15 protein-coding genes, 4 tRNA genes and 1 pseudogene are annotated in these 16841 nt (G+C 58.1%); 8 read left to right on the top strand and 12 right to left on the bottom strand.

Annotation, left to right across the window (positions count from 1 at the left end; genetic code table 11):
- Positions 1-57: 57 nt before the first annotated feature.
- Positions 58-390, top strand: a complete 333-nt coding sequence (locus B3R00_RS10360; RefSeq protein ID WP_286998939.1) for an I78 family peptidase inhibitor — start codon at positions 58-60, stop codon at positions 388-390.
- A gap of 131 nt (positions 391-521) precedes the next feature.
- Here B3R00_RS10360 and hemW read toward each other — a convergent pair whose 3' ends face one another.
- The 4 genes from hemW to B3R00_RS10340 form a co-directional block, all read right to left on the bottom strand.
- The gene (gene hemW / locus B3R00_RS10355; protein ID WP_286998938.1) at positions 522-1772 is read right to left on the bottom strand and encodes a radical SAM family heme chaperone HemW; all 1251 of its coding nucleotides are present in this window, start codon (positions 1770-1772) and stop codon (positions 522-524) included.
- A 5-nt stretch (positions 1773-1777) separates the two neighbouring features.
- Entirely contained in the window at positions 1778-2380 is a 603-nt protein-coding gene (gene rdgB / locus B3R00_RS10350; RefSeq protein WP_286998937.1) for an RdgB/HAM1 family non-canonical purine NTP pyrophosphatase, read from the bottom strand.
- 152 nt (positions 2381-2532) lie between these two features.
- Positions 2533-3453 (bottom strand): PP2C family protein-serine/threonine phosphatase, encoded by a 921-nt coding sequence (locus B3R00_RS10345; protein WP_286998936.1) that lies wholly within the window; start codon positions 3451-3453, stop codon positions 2533-2535.
- Entirely contained in the window at positions 3450-4463 is a 1014-nt protein-coding gene (locus B3R00_RS10340; protein WP_286998935.1) for a serine/threonine protein kinase, read from the bottom strand. The genes B3R00_RS10345 and B3R00_RS10340 overlap by 4 nt, the downstream gene beginning before the upstream one ends.
- 90 nt (positions 4464-4553) lie before the next feature.
- Between B3R00_RS10340 and B3R00_RS10335 the strand changes: the two genes are divergently transcribed.
- The 4 genes from B3R00_RS10335 (at position 4554) to B3R00_RS10320 (ending at position 8735) form a co-directional block, all read left to right on the top strand.
- Complete coding sequence (locus B3R00_RS10335) at positions 4554-5447, top strand: YicC/YloC family endoribonuclease (RefSeq protein WP_286998981.1); 894 nt, start codon at positions 4554-4556, stop codon at positions 5445-5447.
- A 69-nt stretch (positions 5448-5516) separates the two neighbouring features.
- Positions 5517-6137 (top strand): guanylate kinase, encoded by a 621-nt coding sequence (gene gmk, locus B3R00_RS10330; RefSeq protein ID WP_286998934.1) that lies wholly within the window; start codon positions 5517-5519, stop codon positions 6135-6137.
- 19 nt (positions 6138-6156) lie between these two features.
- Positions 6157-6360: a DNA-directed RNA polymerase subunit omega gene (gene rpoZ / locus B3R00_RS10325; RefSeq protein ID WP_219162602.1), complete on the top strand. Its 204-nt coding sequence runs from the start codon at positions 6157-6159 to the stop codon at positions 6358-6360.
- Between the two features lie 110 nt (positions 6361-6470).
- Positions 6471-8735: a RelA/SpoT family protein gene (locus B3R00_RS10320; protein ID WP_376747691.1), complete on the top strand. Its 2265-nt coding sequence runs from the start codon at positions 6471-6473 to the stop codon at positions 8733-8735.
- 743 nt (positions 8736-9478) lie between these two features.
- Here the strand turns inward: B3R00_RS10320 and greB are convergent.
- The 6 genes from greB to serS all read right to left on the bottom strand — a co-directional run bounded on the left by greB (position 9479) and on the right by serS (position 12104).
- Positions 9479-10042, bottom strand: a complete 564-nt coding sequence (gene greB / locus B3R00_RS10315) for a transcription elongation factor GreB (protein ID WP_286998933.1) — start codon at positions 10040-10042, stop codon at positions 9479-9481.
- Between the two features lie 92 nt (positions 10043-10134).
- A tRNA-Arg gene (locus B3R00_RS10310) sits at positions 10135-10211 on the bottom strand.
- 136 nt (positions 10212-10347) lie between these two features.
- Positions 10348-10424 (bottom strand) — tRNA-Arg (locus B3R00_RS10305).
- 132 nt (positions 10425-10556) lie between these two features.
- Positions 10557-10633 (bottom strand) — tRNA-Arg (locus B3R00_RS10300).
- A gap of 2 nt (positions 10634-10635) precedes the next feature.
- Positions 10636-10726, bottom strand: a tRNA-Ser gene (locus B3R00_RS10295).
- Between the two features lie 61 nt (positions 10727-10787).
- On the bottom strand, positions 10788-12104 hold the full coding sequence (gene serS, locus B3R00_RS10290) for a serine--tRNA ligase (protein ID WP_286998932.1): 1317 nt from the start codon (positions 12102-12104) through the stop codon (positions 10788-10790).
- A 173-nt stretch (positions 12105-12277) separates the two neighbouring features.
- Here serS and B3R00_RS10285 point away from each other — a divergent pair, with 173 nt between their 5' ends.
- The gene (locus B3R00_RS10285) at positions 12278-12940 is read left to right on the top strand and encodes an HPP family protein (protein WP_286998931.1); all 663 of its coding nucleotides are present in this window, start codon (positions 12278-12280) and stop codon (positions 12938-12940) included.
- Positions 12941-13103: 163 nt separating this feature from the next.
- Here B3R00_RS10285 and ispH read toward each other — a convergent pair whose 3' ends face one another.
- Entirely contained in the window at positions 13104-14096 is a 993-nt protein-coding gene (ispH, locus tag B3R00_RS10280) for a 4-hydroxy-3-methylbut-2-enyl diphosphate reductase (protein WP_286998930.1), read from the bottom strand.
- Between the two features lies 1 nt (position 14097).
- On the bottom strand, positions 14098-14574 hold the full coding sequence (locus tag B3R00_RS10275; RefSeq protein WP_286998929.1) for an FKBP-type peptidyl-prolyl cis-trans isomerase: 477 nt from the start codon (positions 14572-14574) through the stop codon (positions 14098-14100).
- Between the two features lie 91 nt (positions 14575-14665).
- On the opposite strand from B3R00_RS10275, the pseudogene B3R00_RS10270 reads away from it, so the two are divergent.
- Together B3R00_RS10270 and B3R00_RS10265 are read left to right on the top strand one after the other, a co-directional pair.
- Positions 14666-15121: pseudogene (locus B3R00_RS10270) on the top strand (UPF0758 domain-containing protein); the annotation flags it as partial.
- 803 nt (positions 15122-15924) lie between these two features.
- On the top strand, positions 15925-16731 hold the full coding sequence (locus B3R00_RS10265; protein ID WP_286998928.1) for a hypothetical protein: 807 nt from the start codon (positions 15925-15927) through the stop codon (positions 16729-16731).
- Positions 16732-16841 lie beyond the last annotated feature (110 nt).

Genomic DNA, 16841 nt, shown 5'->3' with positions numbered 1-16841 from the left:
CGGTGACTTGTGCGGCTGGTAAGGTGGTCGCTTGTTACATATAAGGAGTAATTACGCATGCGCCCTTCCCTGCAAATGCTGGCCCTGGTGGCAACCTCTGCCGTGATCGCCGGCTGCGCCATGCCACCACCTGCTGGTTCTGGCTCATCACAGGCAGGCGGTAACCCCCAAGCCCCGCGCCCCCAGCAGCGCTGTGACACCAACGGTGCGCAATGGGCCGTCGGCAAAACCAATACCGAGCACAACGTGAACGAAGCACGCAAGCGTGCGGGTGCCTACATGGTGCGCGTGCTGCGCCCCGGTCAAGTCACCACCCGCGAGTTCAACGCGGAGCGTTTGAACCTGGAAGTGGACGCCACCGGCCGCATCATTGCGGCACGATGTGGTTAATTTTTGTAGCTGTTTGCGCTTGATAAATCTGCACTTCAGACTGTTATCGCTGTGAAAGCAAGAAAGCACCCACGCAGGGTGCTTTCTTTTTTGCATCTACGCGGGGCCCCGCAAGGCACAGCCGCTGCGTTTTACGCGTCTCCCAGAAAGAGTTCTTGCAGATCGCTGAGGAAGTCAAACCCGCGCTCGGTCGGCACGATGCGACCGGCCTCCTCCACCACCAAGCCTTTGCGCTGCGCTGCGTCCAAAGCCGGACGAATGGTGCTGATGGGCAGACCTGTGCGGTCCAAGTAGTCCTGCAGCGCGAACCCGCCACGCAGGCGCAGCGCATTGAGCATGTATTCAAACGGCAGGTCTTTGCGGCGCACATCGTCATCGCTGGCCAAGGCACGGCCCGCCAAGGCGGCTTCCATATAGCGCTGCGGGTCACGCAGCTTCGTCTGCCGCACAATGCGGTGCGCAAAACTGAGCTTGCCATGCGCGCCTGCGCCAATGCCCAGGTAGTCGCCAAACTGCCAGTAGTTGGTGTTGTGAAAGCACTGGTGGCCGGGCAGCGCATAGGCCGAGATTTCATAGCGCTGCATGCCGGCCGCGCCTGTCATGGCGGTGATGCGGTCCAGCATGTCATACGCCGTGTCATCCTCGGGCACCACGGGCGGGAATTTGGCGAAGTAGGTGTTGGGCTCAATCGTGAGGTGGTAGATGGAAATGTGCGGCGGCTGAAAAGCCAGTGCCGTCTCCAAGTCCTTGGCCACATCCGCCTCGGTCTGCCCAGGCAGGGCATACATGATGTCGAGGTTGAAAGTCTCGAACGATTCGGCCGCCTCCTGCACCGCTGCCCGCGCCTGCGCACCGTTGTGCACGCGGCCCAGGGCACCCAAGAACCGGTCATCAAAACTTTGCACGCCAATCGACAAGCGCGTGATGCCCGCATCGCGGAAGGCCTTGAAGCGGTCTTTTTCAAACGTGCCGGGGTTGGCCTCCATGGTGATTTCGCAGTCCGGCTCCATGCGCAAGCGCGCACGCAGGCCGCTAATCAGGCGGTCGATACTCTGCGGGCTGAACAGGCTGGGCGTGCCGCCACCAATGAACACGCTGTGCACGGTGCGCCCCCAGATCAGGGGCAGGCTGGCCTCCAGATCGGCCATCAGCGCATCGATATAGCGCTGCTCCGGCACGCCGCCTTCGTGGCTGCCGCGCTGTTCGTGCGAGTTGAAGTCGCAGTACGGGCACTTTTTCAGGCACCAGGGCAGGTGGATGTACAGCGACAGCGGCGGCAGCGCTGGCAGCCCCAAGGTGCCCGCGCGCATGTAATGCTGCACGTCTTTGGGGGCTTGGCCCACTTGCAGCAGTGCGCCTGCAGGAACAATGGCAATACTCATGGGCGTCAGGCCAGCCAGCTGTTTTGGAGCAGCTCCATCATGGCGCGGGTGCTGCGCCCCCGGTGGCTGTGGTCGTTCTTGAACTCCGGCGCCATCTCGGCAAAGGTCTTACCCATTTCCGGAATGATCAGCACCGGGTCAAAGCCAAAGCCGTTGCTGCCACGGCGCTCGGTGGCGATTTCCACATTCACACGGCCCACTGCAATCAATGGCTCCGGGTCTTGGGGGTTGCGCACGCCCACCAAAGTACTCACCATGGCCGCCTTGCGGTTGGCATGGGGCGCCAGGTTTTCCAGCAAGCAGGTGACGTTGTTGGCATCACTTTTCTCGTAACCATAGCGGGTGCAGTAGTACGCGGTGTCCACGCCAGGCTGGCCACCAAATACATCCACACACAGGCCAGCGTCATCGGCAATCGCTGGCAGGCCGGTTTTTTCCGCAGCAAAGCGGGCTTTGCTCAAGGCGTTTTCGACAAACGTGCCATACGGCTCGGGCGCCTCCCCCTCAAACAAATCCCCTTGGCAAATCAACTCCACACCCAGCGGCGCAAACATGGACTGCAATTCGGCCAGCTTGCCGCGGTTGTTGGAGGCGAGAACAATTTTCATAAGTCAAATCAAGCGCTAACGCTTGTAGAGCATGCGCTAACAGCTATTTATTTTGATGAATACACCACAGGCCAATGGCTGTGCGTGCCAGCAATAAGCGCTAAGTGTGCGCCAAAGTGCAAGCCCATACGGGCTGCTGCAGTGCCTGAAAACTAGCTTTTGCTCGCGGCAGAGCGACGGATTGCTGCGTTGATCTCGGCAATATTGCGCTCTATTTCCTCTTCATCCAGCGCATCGTCCAGCGACTCCAGATCATGCGAAGACTGGATGGTAGAGGCGAACAACTCACTCACAGATGCCGCATGGGTGCTCACGTCGTACTGGCTGGGCACGTGCTCGGGCATCTCCCACTCCAGCGCCAGTGCCGTCACGTTATCGCTGCTAGCCCCTGCTATTTGCAACGCAGAATCCACCAGCGCAGGAATGGCTTCATTGACTGGCTGGGCGCAAAGCCCATGCAACAAAGCGGGTTCTTTCAAGGCGCCCCACAGCCCATCGGAGCACAAAAGCAAGCGATCGCCGCTGTGCAAGATATGGGGCCCGCTCACATCCACAATCGGCTTGCTTGTCGCGCCCACGCAGGTAAAGAGCACATTGCGATTGAGCAGCTTGTGCGCCAGACGAATGGGGGTGGAGGCGTTGCGCTCCATCTCCAGATAGGAGTGATCGCGCGTACGTGCCAGCAACTGCCCTTGGCGCACCCAGTACAGGCGCGAATCCCCGCAGTGCAACCAGGTGGCCGCCCCGTTTTGAATGACCAAGGCCACCACCGTGGTGCGCGGGGAGTCTGGCATGCGCTGCAATTTGGCATAACGCTGAATATGCTGGTGCGCGTGCAGCACCGCCCGGTGCAGAAAATCGGTAGGGTCTACCAAAGCAGGCTGCGCTTCACGCTGAAACTGCGCAGCGATGCTTTGCAGGGCCAGTTGCGCCGCAACCTCTCCTTCCGCATGCCCGCCCATGCCGTCAGCCAGCAGAAACAGGGCGGCCTCCCGGGTATAGCAATAGCCCATGCGGTCTTCATTGACAGCACGGCCCCCACGGCGACTCAATTGAAAAATAGAAAATTTCATGGCGTTTTCACGCGCACCGAAGTCTCACCGGGTGTCTGCGTTTTTCGCCCTTCTCCAATCAATGCATCCAACTGCAGGCGGACTTTTTCCGACATGCTCAGCGGCGTATAGCGTCGCTCTGGCTCATGGCTCAACGCTTTGTGAAAGGCAAACACCGACTGCGGGCGCGCCATGGGATCGAGCTCCATCGACCACTGCACCAACTCCAACAAATTGTCGGAGTACACGCCGCGCAAGCGGGCCAACGCCACCATCAAACGGTCTTTGTCGCGGCGGCCGGGTACATCTGCCGGTGGTTGCCCCGTCATACAGGCAAACATGCAGGCACCCACGGCATAAATGTCCGTCCATGGGCCCATGCTGCCGTTGCGCTTGTACATCTCGGGCGCTGCAAAACCAGGGGTGTACATCGGGCGAATGAAGTTGCCCTCTTTATTCAACACCTCACGGGCCGCGCCAAAATCAATCATGACGGCCCGGTCTTCGTCCGTGATAAAAATGTTAGCCGGCTTGATATCCAGGTGCAGCATCTTGTGCTGGTGCACGATGCGCAAGCCCCGCAGTACTTCATCAAACAAGGCGCGAATGGTGGATTCGCGCAGCACCTTGGCGCGTTTTTGGCTGCGGGCTAAAACGATGTATTCCTGCAGTGAGGCGCCGCGCAGAAAATTCATCACCATGTAGACGGTCTCGTTTTCCCGAAAGAAATTGAGCACACTCACCACCGAGGCATGGGAGATTTGCGTCAGTGCACGGCCTTCTTCAAAAAAACTTTTGAGACCTAGGCGATACAGCGAGACCTTCTCTTGCGCTACCTTGGGCACCAGTTCACCTTGTGCCCGTGTGGCCAGTGCAGCGGGCAAGTATTCTTTGATGGCCACTTCCTGACCTTGTGCATCTTTGGCCAGATAAACCACACCAAAACCGCCCGATGCCAGCTTTCGCACAATGCGGTAGTCACCTATCAGGGTATCAGGAGGCAGGGGAGCAGGCTTGATCCTGGAAGACATTTTGTTCAGGTAAACCTCAAGGTCGAAGCGGAAACTGGATAATCACCAAATTGCAAGTAACCAAAGAAAAGTCCAATGCCAGTTTACAGCATGACCGGATACGCCAGCGTACAGCACGCACCGGCGTCGACTGAGGACAACGCCTCTGCACAGAACGTGCGTTTAGGGCTTGAAATCCGCGCAGTTAACAGCCGTTTTTTGGACCTTACTTTTCGCCTGCCCGATGAATTGCGCAGCCAAGAGCCTGCGTTGCGTTCCCTGCTCACCCAGCGCCTCAAGCGCGGCAAGGTGGAAGTGCGCGCGGCAATTGATGTAGACGCCTGCGCATCTTTACCCCAGCCTACGCCTGCTTTGCTGCAACGCATGCAGTCGATCCAAGACTTGGTACAAGCTTGGCTGCCCACCGCCAAGGGTCTTTCCGTGTCGGATGCATTGCGCCTGGCCGGCAGCGGCAATGCGGTGCAGGTAGATTGGCAAGAAGTTGTGCCCGCTCTGGCTGAGACTGCCGTCACTGCACTGATTGATGCCCGCGCCCGCGAAGGCAAGCGCTTGGCAGACATGCTGAAAGACCGCTTATCCCAACTGCGCGATCTGGCAGCGCAAGCCGGTCCTTTGGTGCCGCAACTGGTAGAGCAGCAACGCCAGCGCTTTTTGGAACGCTGGCAAGAAGCCATGGGCCTGACCGAAGGCCAGGTCACGCCGGAAGCCGCCCGCGAACGTGCACTGTCCGAAGCCACCGCCTTTGCCATCCGCATTGACGTGGCAGAAGAAATCACCCGCTTGAGTTCACACCTCGACGAAGTCGAGCGCCTGCTGAAAAAGGGGGGAGAAATCGGCAAGCGCTTGGACTTCCTGATTCAGGAAATGCACCGCGAAGCCAATACGCTGGGTTCGAAGTCTGCAGCCTTGGATCTGACACGCATCAGCGTGGACATGAAGGTGCTGATCGAGCAAATGCGCGAACAAGTCCAAAACATCGAATAATCATCGTTAAAACCACAGGGCGCGCAAGCGCCCTTTTTGCAAGGTCGCCACAAGCACCCGAGTTTTCTTATGGAACAACCTGGAAATCTTTTTGTTGTCGCAGCTCCCAGCGGAGCCGGTAAATCTAGCCTGGTCAAGGCACTACGCTCGTTCGATGCGCGCGTGTACCCATCGGTCTCACACACCACACGTGCGCCCCGGGGGCAGGAAAAACATGGCCGCGAATACTTCTTCGCATCAGAGCAAGAGTTCGACGCCATGGTTGCCAACAATGCCTTCGTTGAATGGGCCAACGTGCATGGCAAACGCTATGGCACCTCCAAAAAAGGCATCCAAGACCGTCTGGCCAATGGTGAAGACGTGCTGCTGGAGATCGACTACCAGGGTGCCCTGCAGGTGCGCGAGTCCTTCCCCCAGGCGATACTGATCTTCATCCTGCCACCCAGCTGGGAAGAGCTGCGCTCGCGCCTGGAAAACCGTGGCGAAGATGCACCGGAGGTGATCGAGCTGCGCATGAAAAACGCCGAAGAAGAAATGGCGCAGGTCGGAGAATTCGACTTCGTTATAATCAACGAGTTATTTGAGAGCGCACTGTTTGACCTGAAGGCAATCATTCATGCCCAGCGTCTGAAAATCGCGTCGCAGCGCCGCTTGCGCTCCGATGTATTTGAATCGCTCAACCTTTCCTGAATTCCCCCGGAGTACCCACATGGCACGCATTACTGTTGAAGATTGCCTGGAGCAAATCCCTAACCGCTTCCAGCTGGTGTTGGCGGCCACTTATCGCGCCCGCATGCTGAGCCAAGGCCATACCCCCAAGGTGGAATGCCAAAACAAGCCTGCCGTCACTGCCCTGCGCGAAATCGCTGAAGGCAAAGTGGGCCTCGAAATGCTGAAAAAAGTGCCCGGTTAAATCTGAGCACATGCGAGAACTTGCTCTAACTGGGCAACAATAGAAGCACCGTATCGCGGTGCTTTTTTTTTACTATGTCCATAGCAGCTTTCCCGCGATACATTTAGGGTATGAACGCGGCCTTTAATTCAAAAACAGAAGACTCCCCCCGAACATCACCAGACGTGAGCTTAGAAGCACGTCTGGAAGCTGCGGCTCGCGTTTCTGCCGCGCACTTTGAGCGCATGCTGGACTACTTGTCCTATCTGCCAGCCTCAGACATCGAACTGGTGCGTCAGGCCTGGCACTACGCCGACAAGGCGCACACCAATCAATGGCGCAGCAGCGGTGACCCCTATATCACCCACCCTATTGCTGTCACTACCATTTGCGCGCACTGGAAGCTGGATGCCCCTGCGCTGATGGCCGCTTTGCTGCATGACGCCATGGAAGACTGCGGCATCACCAAGCAAGACTTGGCCGACCGCTTCGGCCCTGTGGTGGCAGATTTGGTCGATGGACTGACCAAACTGGACAAGCTGCACTTCAACACCCGCGAAGAAAGCCAGGCCGAATCATTTCGCAAAATGCTCTTGGCCATGGCCAAGGATGTGCGCGTCATCCTGATCAAACTGGCTGACCGTACCCACAACATGCGCACCATGGGCGACATGCCCCGCAGCAAATGGGGCCGCATTGCCAGCGAAACACTGGAAATTTATGCGCCGATTGCCCACCGCCTAGGCCTGAACCAGACCTACCGCGAACTGCAAGACCTGTCTTTCCATTATCAAAACCCTTGGCGTTACGCCACGCTTGAAAAAGCCATCACCAAATCCCGGGCGCGCCGCCACGACTTGGTACTGCGGGTGCAAAACGAAATTGCCGCCGAGTTTGACCGCGTCAACATGTCGGTACGCTTGGCAGGCCGTGAAAGCACGCTGTATTCGCTCTACCAAAAGATGCTGCGCCACCACCTGACCTTCGCGCAGGTGACCGACATTTACGGCTTTCGCATCATCGTACCCACCGTGACCGACTGCTACACGGCACTGGGCATCTTGCACCAGATGTACAAGCCTGTACCGGGCAAGTTCAAGGACCATATCGCGATTGCCAAGTCCAATGGCTATCAGTCGCTGCACACCATGCTGGTCGGCCCTTCGGGCGTGAACATTGAGTTTCAGATCCGCACCGAGCCCATGCACATCGTGGCAGAAGCCGGAATTGCCGCGCATTGGCTGTACAAGTCACAGGGCAAGCAAGAATCCCTCAATACCAAGTGGCTGCAGTCGCTGCTCGATATCCAAACCGAGACCAACGACGCCACCGAGTTCTGGGACAACGTCAAGGTGGATCTGTTTCCCGACTCCATCTACGTATTCACACCCAAGAGCAAGATCATGGCCATGCCGCGGGGCGCCACGGTGGTGGACTTTGCTTATGCCATTCACAGCAACATCGGCCACCATACCGTCTCGGCGCTGATCAATGGCGAGCCCGCATCGCTGCGCACCGAACTCAAAAGTGGCGACGTGGTGCAAATCATCACGGACGACAATGCCACACCGAACCCCGTGTGGCTGGGCTTTGTCAAAACAGGACGCGCGCGCTCCAAGATTCGCAATTACCTGAAAACGGCCGCCCACAGCGAATCTATGGTACTTGGCGAAACCTTGCTCACCCAAGCGCTGCGCGAAGAAGGCATCGCTGCCATCCCTGCCAATGACGAGGCCAACCAGCCCCTGTGGAATGCGGTACTGCTCAAGGCCAACAGCCCCAGCCGCGAAGACTTGCTCACCGACATCGGCATGGGCCGCCAAGCTGCGGGCTGGGTGGCCCGCCACTTCATGGCACTGCTGGCTAGCCAAGGCCAGCGCCCAGATGCCGTGCTGCTGAGCCAAGAACGATTTGCCAGCAGCAGCCAGCGCAGCCGCAGCACGGTCGCACTGGATGGCAATAGCAACGCTTCTGTACGCTATGCCGCTTGCTGCCGCCCTGTGCCGGGCGATGCCGTGGTGGCCTACCTGGGCCGTGGCGATGGCCTGCATGTTCACAATGCACAGTGCATCAACGCCAAACGTCTGCACGCAACCGACAGCGAGCGCTTGGTGCCCGTGGAATGGGCCGAAGACAGCAGCCAAAAACTCTATGACAGCGGCCTGAGCGTCACCATCCACAACCAAAAAGGTGTGCTAGCCCGCGTGGCTACAGAACTCAGCGATGCGAATGTAGACATTCGCCGCCTGGAGATGGACGACGAAGCCGCCATGCAAACCACCGAGCTGCGCTTTATCGTCTCCGTGCACAACCAGCAGCAGGTAGAAGCAGCGCTACGCAGTTTGCGCCGCATACCCACGGTGGTGCGTGCCTCACGCATTCTGCCTTTGGAATAAAGGCCGTAAAGCATCCAACGCGGCTTAGAGGCCGCGTTTTTTATGCCTGCTTAGTGTGGATCTGTGGATTGAAGAGACTGGTAACGAACGTGCTACTGCATGGCAACACATCAGCGCGCCATTTTTGTCAGTGGGCGGGGCAAATCCATCTGCTTGTATTCATGTGCCGCTGCCAGTGCAGCTGACATCCAGCGTGCTGGCATACCCACTGATGATTGCCGTTTGTAGGTGGCGGAGGCGGCACAAACTCACCCGTATGCCCAGTCTTAGCAGTGAGATGCCAGACGCACTGAGGCCACCTGCACCTGTGCTTAGCTCTGCAGATTGAACGCCATCAGTCATCACGCAACGCCAGGGCATCGCACATGCCTTGCCAGCGTTTTCAGTGCCTTTTCAAGTCGATGCGCTACAGCACACTGGGCGCTTCGGGTATGAACCGTAGCCAAGCGGAGCGGCCTGAGACGATCCCGCGCTGTGATGTAAACCGCTTGAAAAAATTCTGAATGCAAGGGCACAGTGCTTTTCTCCATCCAGGCCTCGATCCAATTCATGGCTATCTGTAGCGGGATGCACACCCACCCAATTACCTACGTCTTGGCAATCTTGCTATCTGTGACTGCAATCCATACGCCTTTATTAAAAAATGAGCTGCTTGCGTTTACCAAACAATGATTTCAAATAGTTTTCTATTCAAAGTCTTTGTTTTAAAAGCGCCAGCAGCTCATTAATTCATAGCTCACATTTCACTGTGCAGGCTCCGGGTACACCACATCCAGCACTTCCAGCATGCGCACGCCCGCAGGTGTGGGCAAGGCTACTTCATCCCCAATTTTGGATTTCAGCAGGGCACGCGCTACGGGGGCAATCCAGCTCACCTGCTGCTTGCTGCTGTCGGCCTCATCGATCCCCATGATGGTGATGGTGCGCTCCACACCCTCATCATCGGCATACGTTACCGTGGCACCAAAAAACACCTGTTCGCTGCCGTGGTGCACCGAGGGATCCACCACCTCGGCAATTTCCAGCCGCTTGGTCAAAAAGCGAATACGGCGATCAATTTCACGCAACCGCTTTTTGCCATACAGGTAGTCGCCATTTTCCGAGCGGTCACCATTGCTGGCCGCCCAGTGCACCACCTCGACGATTTTGGGTCGCTCATTGTCGATCAACTCCAGCAACTCATTTTTGAGCGCCTGGTAGCCTTGCGGCGTCATATAGTTTTTGCTGCCCTTGGGAATGGCGGGCAAGCCGGGCAGATCGTCGTCATCGTCTTGCCCATCGGTTTCCTTGGTGAAAGCCTTGTTCATAGGCAGCAATCTTCACACAAAAGCGGCGCTGCAAATCTTTGCAGCACCCAAACCAAAAAGTCCTGATACCTTGCGATATCAGGACTTCCAATTGGTGCGGCTGGCAGGAATCGAACCCACGACCCCTTGGTTCGTAGCCAAGTACTCTATCCAGCTGAGCTACAGCCGCTAAGTCATCGATTATAGAGTAAGCAATTACCCTTAATTTCCAAAACGATGAAAAATTCTTTTCATCGCAAAAATATGCTTCCAAGACATCCACAAAGACAAAAGCCTCAGAGATTTACATCTCTGAGGCTTGAATCTGGTGCGGCTGGCAGGAATCGAACCCACGACCCCTTGGTTCGTAGCCAAGTACTCTATCCAGCTGAGCTACAGCCGCTAAGCCATCAACAACCGAGGTTGTCGACTGCATCCAATTACTTAGATACAAACCTTGCCGTTGACGAATCAAAAAAACAAGGCTTTCATAAAAAGAGAAAAGCCCTAGAACTTACGTTCTAGGGCTTCAATCTGGTGCGGCTGGCAGGAATCGAACCCACGACCCCTTGGTTCGTAGCCAAGTACTCTATCCAGCTGAGCTACAGCCGCATTGGCGGAGAGGGTGGGATTCGAACCCACGGTACGTTATTCACGTACGCCTGATTTCGAGTCAGGTACATTCGACCACTCTGCCACCTCTCCTGCGTGTCGAAGCTGCTATTGTAGCAGCGTTTTTGACCGCTTCCGGCAAACCCGGAGTTTTTTAGGCCTGCAGGCGTTCCAGGCCACCCATGTAGGGGCGCAGCACCTCGGGAATGACCACCGAACCATCGGCCTGCTGGTAGTTCTCCAGCACGGCGACCAGGCAGCGGCCCACGGCCAGGCCGGAGCCATTGAGCGTGTGCACCAGTTCGTTCTTGCCCTTGGCGTTCTTGAAGCGCGCCTGCATGCGGCGGGCCTGGAAGGCCTCGCAGTTGGAGATCGAGCTGATCTCGCGGTACTTGCCCTGGCCGGGCAGCCACACTTCCAGGTCATAGGTCTTGGTGGCGCCAAAACCCATGTCACCGGTGCACAGGCTCATCACGCGGTACGGCAGGCCCAGCTTCTGCAGGATGGCCTCGGCGTGGCCGGTCATCTCTTCCAGCACTTCGTAGCTCTTTTCGGGATGCACGATCTGCACCATCTCGACCTTGTCGAACTGGTGCTGGCGGATCATGCCGCGCGTGTCACGGCCGTAGCTGCCGGCTTCCGAACGGAAGCACGGCGTGTGGGCCGTCAGCTTGATGGGCAGCTCCGCCTCTTGCACGACCACGTCGCGCAGGAAGTTGGTCAGAGGCACTTCCGAGGTGGGGATCAGGTACAGCGCCTGGTTGTCCGGCACGGGTTCGCCCTCTTGGCCGCCCTTCTTGGCAGCGAACAGGTCGCCTTCGAACTTGGGCAGCTGGCCGGTGCCACGCAGCGAATCGGCGTTCACGGCGTAGGGCACGTAGCACTCGGTGTAGCCGTGCTCGCCGGTCTGCACGTCCAGCATAAACTGCGCCAGCGCGCGGTGCAGGCGGGCGATGCCACCCTTCATGACGGTAAAGCGCGAGCCCGACAGCTTCACGCCCATGTCAAAGTCCAGGCCCAGGGGCGTACCCACGTCCACGTGGTCTTTGACTTCAAAGTCAAACGTCTTGGGGGTGCCCCAGGTGCGCACGACCACGTTGTCGTCTTCGCCGGAGCCCACAGGCACGCTCTCGTGCGGCAGGTTAGGCACGGCCTGCAGCATGGTTTCCAGCTCGGTCTTGATCTGTTCCAAGCGCGCATCGGACTGCTCCAGTTCGGTCTTGGAGGCAGCCACCTGGGCCTTGGCGGCTTCGGCACCGTCCTTGTCGCCCTTGCCCATCAGCATGCCAATCTGCTTGGACAGCTGGTTGCGCTGGGCTTGCAGCTCCTCCGTGCGGGTTTGCAAGGTCTTGCGCTCGGACTCCAGGGCCTGGAAGGCTTCCACATTCAGGAAGGCTTGGGGCTTTTTGCGGGTTTCCAGGCGCGCGATGGCGGAGTCGAGGTCTTTACGAAGAAGGAGGATGTCTAGCATGGTCGCAATTTTAAGGGGGCGGGCCAACACAGGCGCTGGCACCGCAATCTATCCGCCATTGTGCGGCAGTTGGTGTTCAGTTGCAGGCTTTGCTGCCGATAGATAGAAAGCTGCCCCCAAAAACACCAGGATTTTTTCTGCGCTTTGCGCGCACAGACCAAGGAGACTCGCGCATGTTCTATGTCTTTGGCATCAACGGCCCCATGTACCAAGGAGGCGCTGATCGCCTGAGCCACATCACCGCCGTGCGCGGCGTACAACGCCCCAGCGGCCTGCGCGCCGGGGCTTCCGGGGTGGAGGGGCAAGAAGCCCAAATCCGCAACCCTACCCCTCCACTGTCTGCACGTGCGCAGGGCGCCGTCTCGGCCTATCTGGGCACCGAGCAAGGCCCCAAGGAGGAGCGCCGCCAACTGTACGTGGTGCGCGATGTGATGACGCGCGGTGCGGTCACCCTCACCCCTGAGCTGCGGGTGGAGCAAGCCTGGCAGCTGCTGGCCACCAAAAAGATTGCCCAAGCCCCGGTGCTGGATGCCCAAGGGATTGTGGTGGGGCTGTTGCTGCGTGCGGACATGGCACCACTGGCGCTGCTGCCCGAGCCCGGCGCGGTGCGCGAGGCGATTGCCCTGGCCAAGCGCCCGGTCAGCGAGGTGATGATTACGCCGGTGCCTGCGGTGGCGGAAGACACCGATTTGCGCCGCGTCACCCATGTGCTGCTGGAAACCGGCTTGCCCGGTCTGCCCGTGACCGATGACTTGGGCCACCTGAGTGGATTTATCAGCCGCACCGATATCTTGCGCTCCGTGGCCAGCGACCCACCGCTGGATTTGTGGAGCTAAACCGCCCCACCCTGCTACCTTGCACCTATGCTTTAAACAAAGCTTCAAATAAAAAAAGAGCGCCTGGCGCTGGCATTTCAAGCACTTCAGACATAAAACATGCTGAAGTACTGAGATACCAAGCGCCAGACGCTCTTTGTTTTGATGATTACAGCGCGGCGCTTTAAGCGCCGGTTTCGGGGGCCTTGCGCACTTCAATCTCCAGGCCCGTGGCGGGGTCGATCATCTTCAAGCCCTTGGGCAGCGGAAACTTCATGGTTTCCTCCACGCCATCCATCTTGCGCACGGAGACTGCGCCCAGCTCTTTGATGCGTGCAATCACGCCGTTGACCAGCACTTCGGGGGCAGAAGCCCCTGCGGTCAGGCCCACGCGGGCGGCCTTATCAAACCACACTTGCTGCAGCTCGTCGGCGTTGTCCACCATGTACGCGGGCGTACCCAAACGGGCTGCCAGCTCACGCAGGCGATTGCTGTTGGAGCTGGTGGGGCTGCCCACCACAATCACCACATCCACCTGCGGGGCCAAAATTTTCACCGCATCCTGGCGGTTTTGTGTGGCGTAGCAAATGTCTTGCTGCTTGGGCTCGCGCACATGCGGAAAGCGCGCCTTGATGGCAGCCTTAATACCGGCGGCGTCGTCCACGCTCAGGGTGGTTTGCGTCACCACGGCCAGCAACTCGGTCTGCTTGGGGTTGACCCTGACCACATCCGCTTCGTCTTCCACCAGGTGGATGCCTTCGGACAACTGGCCCATGGTGCCTTCCACCTCGGGGTGGCCCTTGTGGCCGATCATGAGGAACTCATAGCCCTCTTTGGCCAGCTTGGCCACTTCAACGTGCACCTTGGTCACCAGCGGGCAGGTGGCATCAAAGATTGAAAAGCCGCGGGCCTTGGCCTCTTCCTGGACAGCCTTGCTCACGCCGTGGGCGCTGAAAACCAGTGTGGCGCCAGCAGGCACGTCGTCCAGCTCTTCAATAAAGATAGCGCCTTTTTCTTTGAGGTCGTTGACCACAAAGGTGTTGTGCACGATCTCATGGCGCACATAGATGGGGCGGCCAAATTTTTGCAGGGCACGCTCCACAATTTCAATCGCGCGATCCACCCCGGCGCAAAAACCCCGGGGCTCGGCCAGCAAAATTTCTTTGGCTTCCACCACCTCAGATCACCCCAATGATCTTGACTTCAAACGTCACCGGCTGGCCCGCCAGCGGGTGGCTGAAGTCAAACAGCACTGCACCGTCTTCGCGCACCTGCACCACCGAGCCTGCATAGCTGCCCAACCCGTCGGGGGTGGGGAACTGAACCACATCGCCGGGCTGGTATTGCTCGTGCGGATCGCCCAGCTCATTCATCAGCTTGCGGGCCACCCATTGCTGCATCTCGGGGTTGCGCTCACCAAACGCAGCGCCTGCGGGCAACTCCAGCGTGGTGTGCGTGCCTTCTGGCAAGCCAATCAGCAGCTCTTCAATCGCGGGCGACAGTTCGCCCGTGCCCAGCGACAGCGTGCCGGGCTTTTCATTGAAAGTATTGATCACATCACCAGCGGGGCCCGCCAGGCGGTAGTGCAGCGTCAGGAAAGAGCCCGCTTGTACGGAGGGCACAGAAGTTGTGGTCATAGGCGCGGAATTGGTCATGGAAGTCCCGATAAACTGGCCCACATTGTAGGAAACCGGGCATGCCCCTGTGCCCTTGGCGTCTGTTTATCCCGCTTTCAGCACCAAGACCATGGCTTTCAAAGACCTCCCGAACGACCTTCTGCCCCGCGAAAAAATTCTGGCACGTGGCCCCAACGCCTTGTCCGACGCGGAATTGCTGGCCATTTTGCTGCGCACAGGTCTGGCGGGGTGCGGTGTGCTGCAGCTGGCGCAAACCATGCTTGATGGGTATGGCGGTCTGGCGGGCCTGCTCAATGCCAGCGCCCAAGACCTTGGTCGCACCAAGGGACTGGGCCCCGCCAAGCGCGCAGAAATGCTGGCAGTGATGGAATTGGCCAAGCGCGCCACCGCCCAGCAACTGCGGGCCCGCGAAGTCTTCTCCAGCCCGCAAGCTGTGAAACACTACCTGCAATTGCATCTGGGCCACCGCCCGCATGAGATATTTGCCGTGCTGTTTCTCGACAGCCAGAACCGTTTGATTGCCATGGAAGAAATGTTCAGAGGAAGCTTGAGCCAGATTAGCATTCCTTATCTACGGAAAAATCCTCTCATTTCATCTTAGGTGGAGTCTTCTCACCCCTTGCCGAGCATGCGAGCGCCGTGAGGAAGGATCCTGGACCTCCTGTCGAGGAATCAGACCACTGGTGGCAGGATACGGGCAAGGGGCAAAGACGCCGAGGATCGGCGGATGCTCCGCGCAGGCCCCCAAGGGCCGAAGAGCACCGGAACGGCTGCGTAGGGCAAGCGCCCGTAGCAGTCCGTCAGCCCCCAGGCTGGCGGATGCACTATGGGGGAGCCGGGCAAGGTACGAACGTTAGTGAGAGGCCCCCAAAGGGCCGCTACCGCAGAGCCGGGGGACGAAGTCCCCGGTCCCGAGGCACTCGGGCAAACGTCTTTGCAAGTAGCAAGCCCCCGTCGAAGACGGTGCGAGCTGCGGTGCGCTGAAAGCGCATGCAAAAGACGTTTGCCCGAGCGCAGCGAGGACCGCGGGCATGCCGGCACTAGCCGGCAAGCACTTGGTAGGGCGTCCAGCCCGTGAAGCCAGGTGCGGTGACCAAATCGAGACAAGGACTCGATTTCAACGGCCCTTTTTAAAGGGACGGCTGTTGAGCGTTGCCTAGCAGCGCGTACCTGTGAATGCCTGCTTCGCATGCCTGATAGCGATAGGGTAGCCACGTTCTCCGACGTCTTAGTTACCCCAACCTGTCTACATGCCCGAGATTACGAATACCTAAAGGGCGCTGTTCAACAGGCCATTTTGTGGGAGGTTATTTGTTCATGTTTCCACCTCCGGAGCTATACGCAGTATCAGCGTAAGGAGGTGGATTTATGAATAAACGAGAACTAGGCGCGCATTACCGCATCAAGGCTCTGCGACTGCTATCAGCCATGGGCTATGCAACGACTCGTCAGATCGCCAAAGGCATCTGGGGTAGGTGTGACATATCGACGCGAAAAATGGCAGGCCGGACGCTGAGATGGCTACAAGACCAGCGCCTAATAGTCTCGAAACGGGACGGTAAAGGGATTAACAAAGTAAACCATGAGCTGCTGTTTGCTTTGACAGCGCTCGGCGCAGAACAAGCCAAACGCCATAACAGTCCACTAGTGGCACAGAAAGTGCACGCGAGAGACTACCTGCGTCACGCTCATGATCACCGCACTGCGTGCAACAGCGTCTACGTAGCCTGGCCTGTAGACGTGGACGTATGGTCGGAACTTGAAGTGAATACGGGAGATTCGCCTATATCCATTTTCAGCTACAGAGTGGATGGTGTGCACTACGCCAAGATCCCTGACCTAGTCATTAGCACTGGCCACGAGCGCTATGAATGGATTGAAGTGGAAAACTCATGGCGCAGCGACAAAGATTTGTCAAAAATCGTTGAATGCTTACGCGCCATGTTCAGAGACGAATCATCACACATCACCCAAGTGCACTTCGTTATCACTGTCGAAGGTGCAAAAACAATTTACAAGCGCCTTCTAAAGAAGATGACGCACGAGCCAGACTCTGGATGGTCTTCTTCAGTGAGGGCACTTGATGCGCGCATCCTCGCACAGCACATAAAAGCATGGTTTCTCGATCCTGAGACTCTTACGCTCCATGCGTATGGACTCCCCCTAGGCAGGTAGACACACCTGGTCTAGTGTCAGTTGCTGCGTGTTGCTCGTGCAGGGTTCTAGGCATGGCTGCATTGCTCGATCTCCACTCACGAGCAAGAAGACAGGCGCTTACTCGAACT

Origin of the sequence: Comamonas sp. UBA7840 (assembly GCF_002501455.1) — a bacterium.
Classification (GTDB): domain Bacteria; phylum Pseudomonadota; class Gammaproteobacteria; order Burkholderiales; family Burkholderiaceae_C; genus Comamonas; species Comamonas jiangduensis.
Note: the sequence above shows the minus strand (reverse complement) of the source record. Positions and strands in the feature narration are given on the sequence as shown.

Coding starts and splice junctions, on each gene's coding strand:
- B3R00_RS10360 (WP_286998939.1), top strand. CDS start 58: ATGCGCCCTTCCCTGCAAATGCTGGCCCTGGTGGCAACCTCTGCCGTG.
- hemW (WP_286998938.1), bottom strand. CDS start 1,772: ATGAGTATTGCCATTGTTCCTGCAGGCGCACTGCTGCAAGTGGGCCAA.
- rdgB (WP_286998937.1), bottom strand. CDS start 2,380: ATGAAAATTGTTCTCGCCTCCAACAACCGCGGCAAGCTGGCCGAATTG.
- B3R00_RS10345 (WP_286998936.1), bottom strand. CDS start 3,453: ATGAAATTTTCTATTTTTCAATTGAGTCGCCGTGGGGGCCGTGCTGTC.
- B3R00_RS10340 (WP_286998935.1), bottom strand. CDS start 4,463: ATGTCTTCCAGGATCAAGCCTGCTCCCCTGCCTCCTGATACCCTGATA.
- B3R00_RS10335 (WP_286998981.1), top strand. CDS start 4,554: ATGACCGGATACGCCAGCGTACAGCACGCACCGGCGTCGACTGAGGAC.
- gmk (WP_286998934.1), top strand. CDS start 5,517: ATGGAACAACCTGGAAATCTTTTTGTTGTCGCAGCTCCCAGCGGAGCC.
- rpoZ (WP_219162602.1), top strand. CDS start 6,157: ATGGCACGCATTACTGTTGAAGATTGCCTGGAGCAAATCCCTAACCGC.
- B3R00_RS10320 (WP_376747691.1), top strand. CDS start 6,471: ATGAACGCGGCCTTTAATTCAAAAACAGAAGACTCCCCCCGAACATCA.
- greB (WP_286998933.1), bottom strand. CDS start 10,042: ATGAACAAGGCTTTCACCAAGGAAACCGATGGGCAAGACGATGACGAC.
- serS (WP_286998932.1), bottom strand. CDS start 12,104: ATGCTAGACATCCTCCTTCTTCGTAAAGACCTCGACTCCGCCATCGCG.
- B3R00_RS10285 (WP_286998931.1), top strand. CDS start 12,278: ATGTTCTATGTCTTTGGCATCAACGGCCCCATGTACCAAGGAGGCGCT.
- B3R00_RS10275 (WP_286998929.1), bottom strand. CDS start 14,574: ATGACCAATTCCGCGCCTATGACCACAACTTCTGTGCCCTCCGTACAA.
- B3R00_RS10265 (WP_286998928.1), top strand. CDS start 15,925: ATGAATAAACGAGAACTAGGCGCGCATTACCGCATCAAGGCTCTGCGA.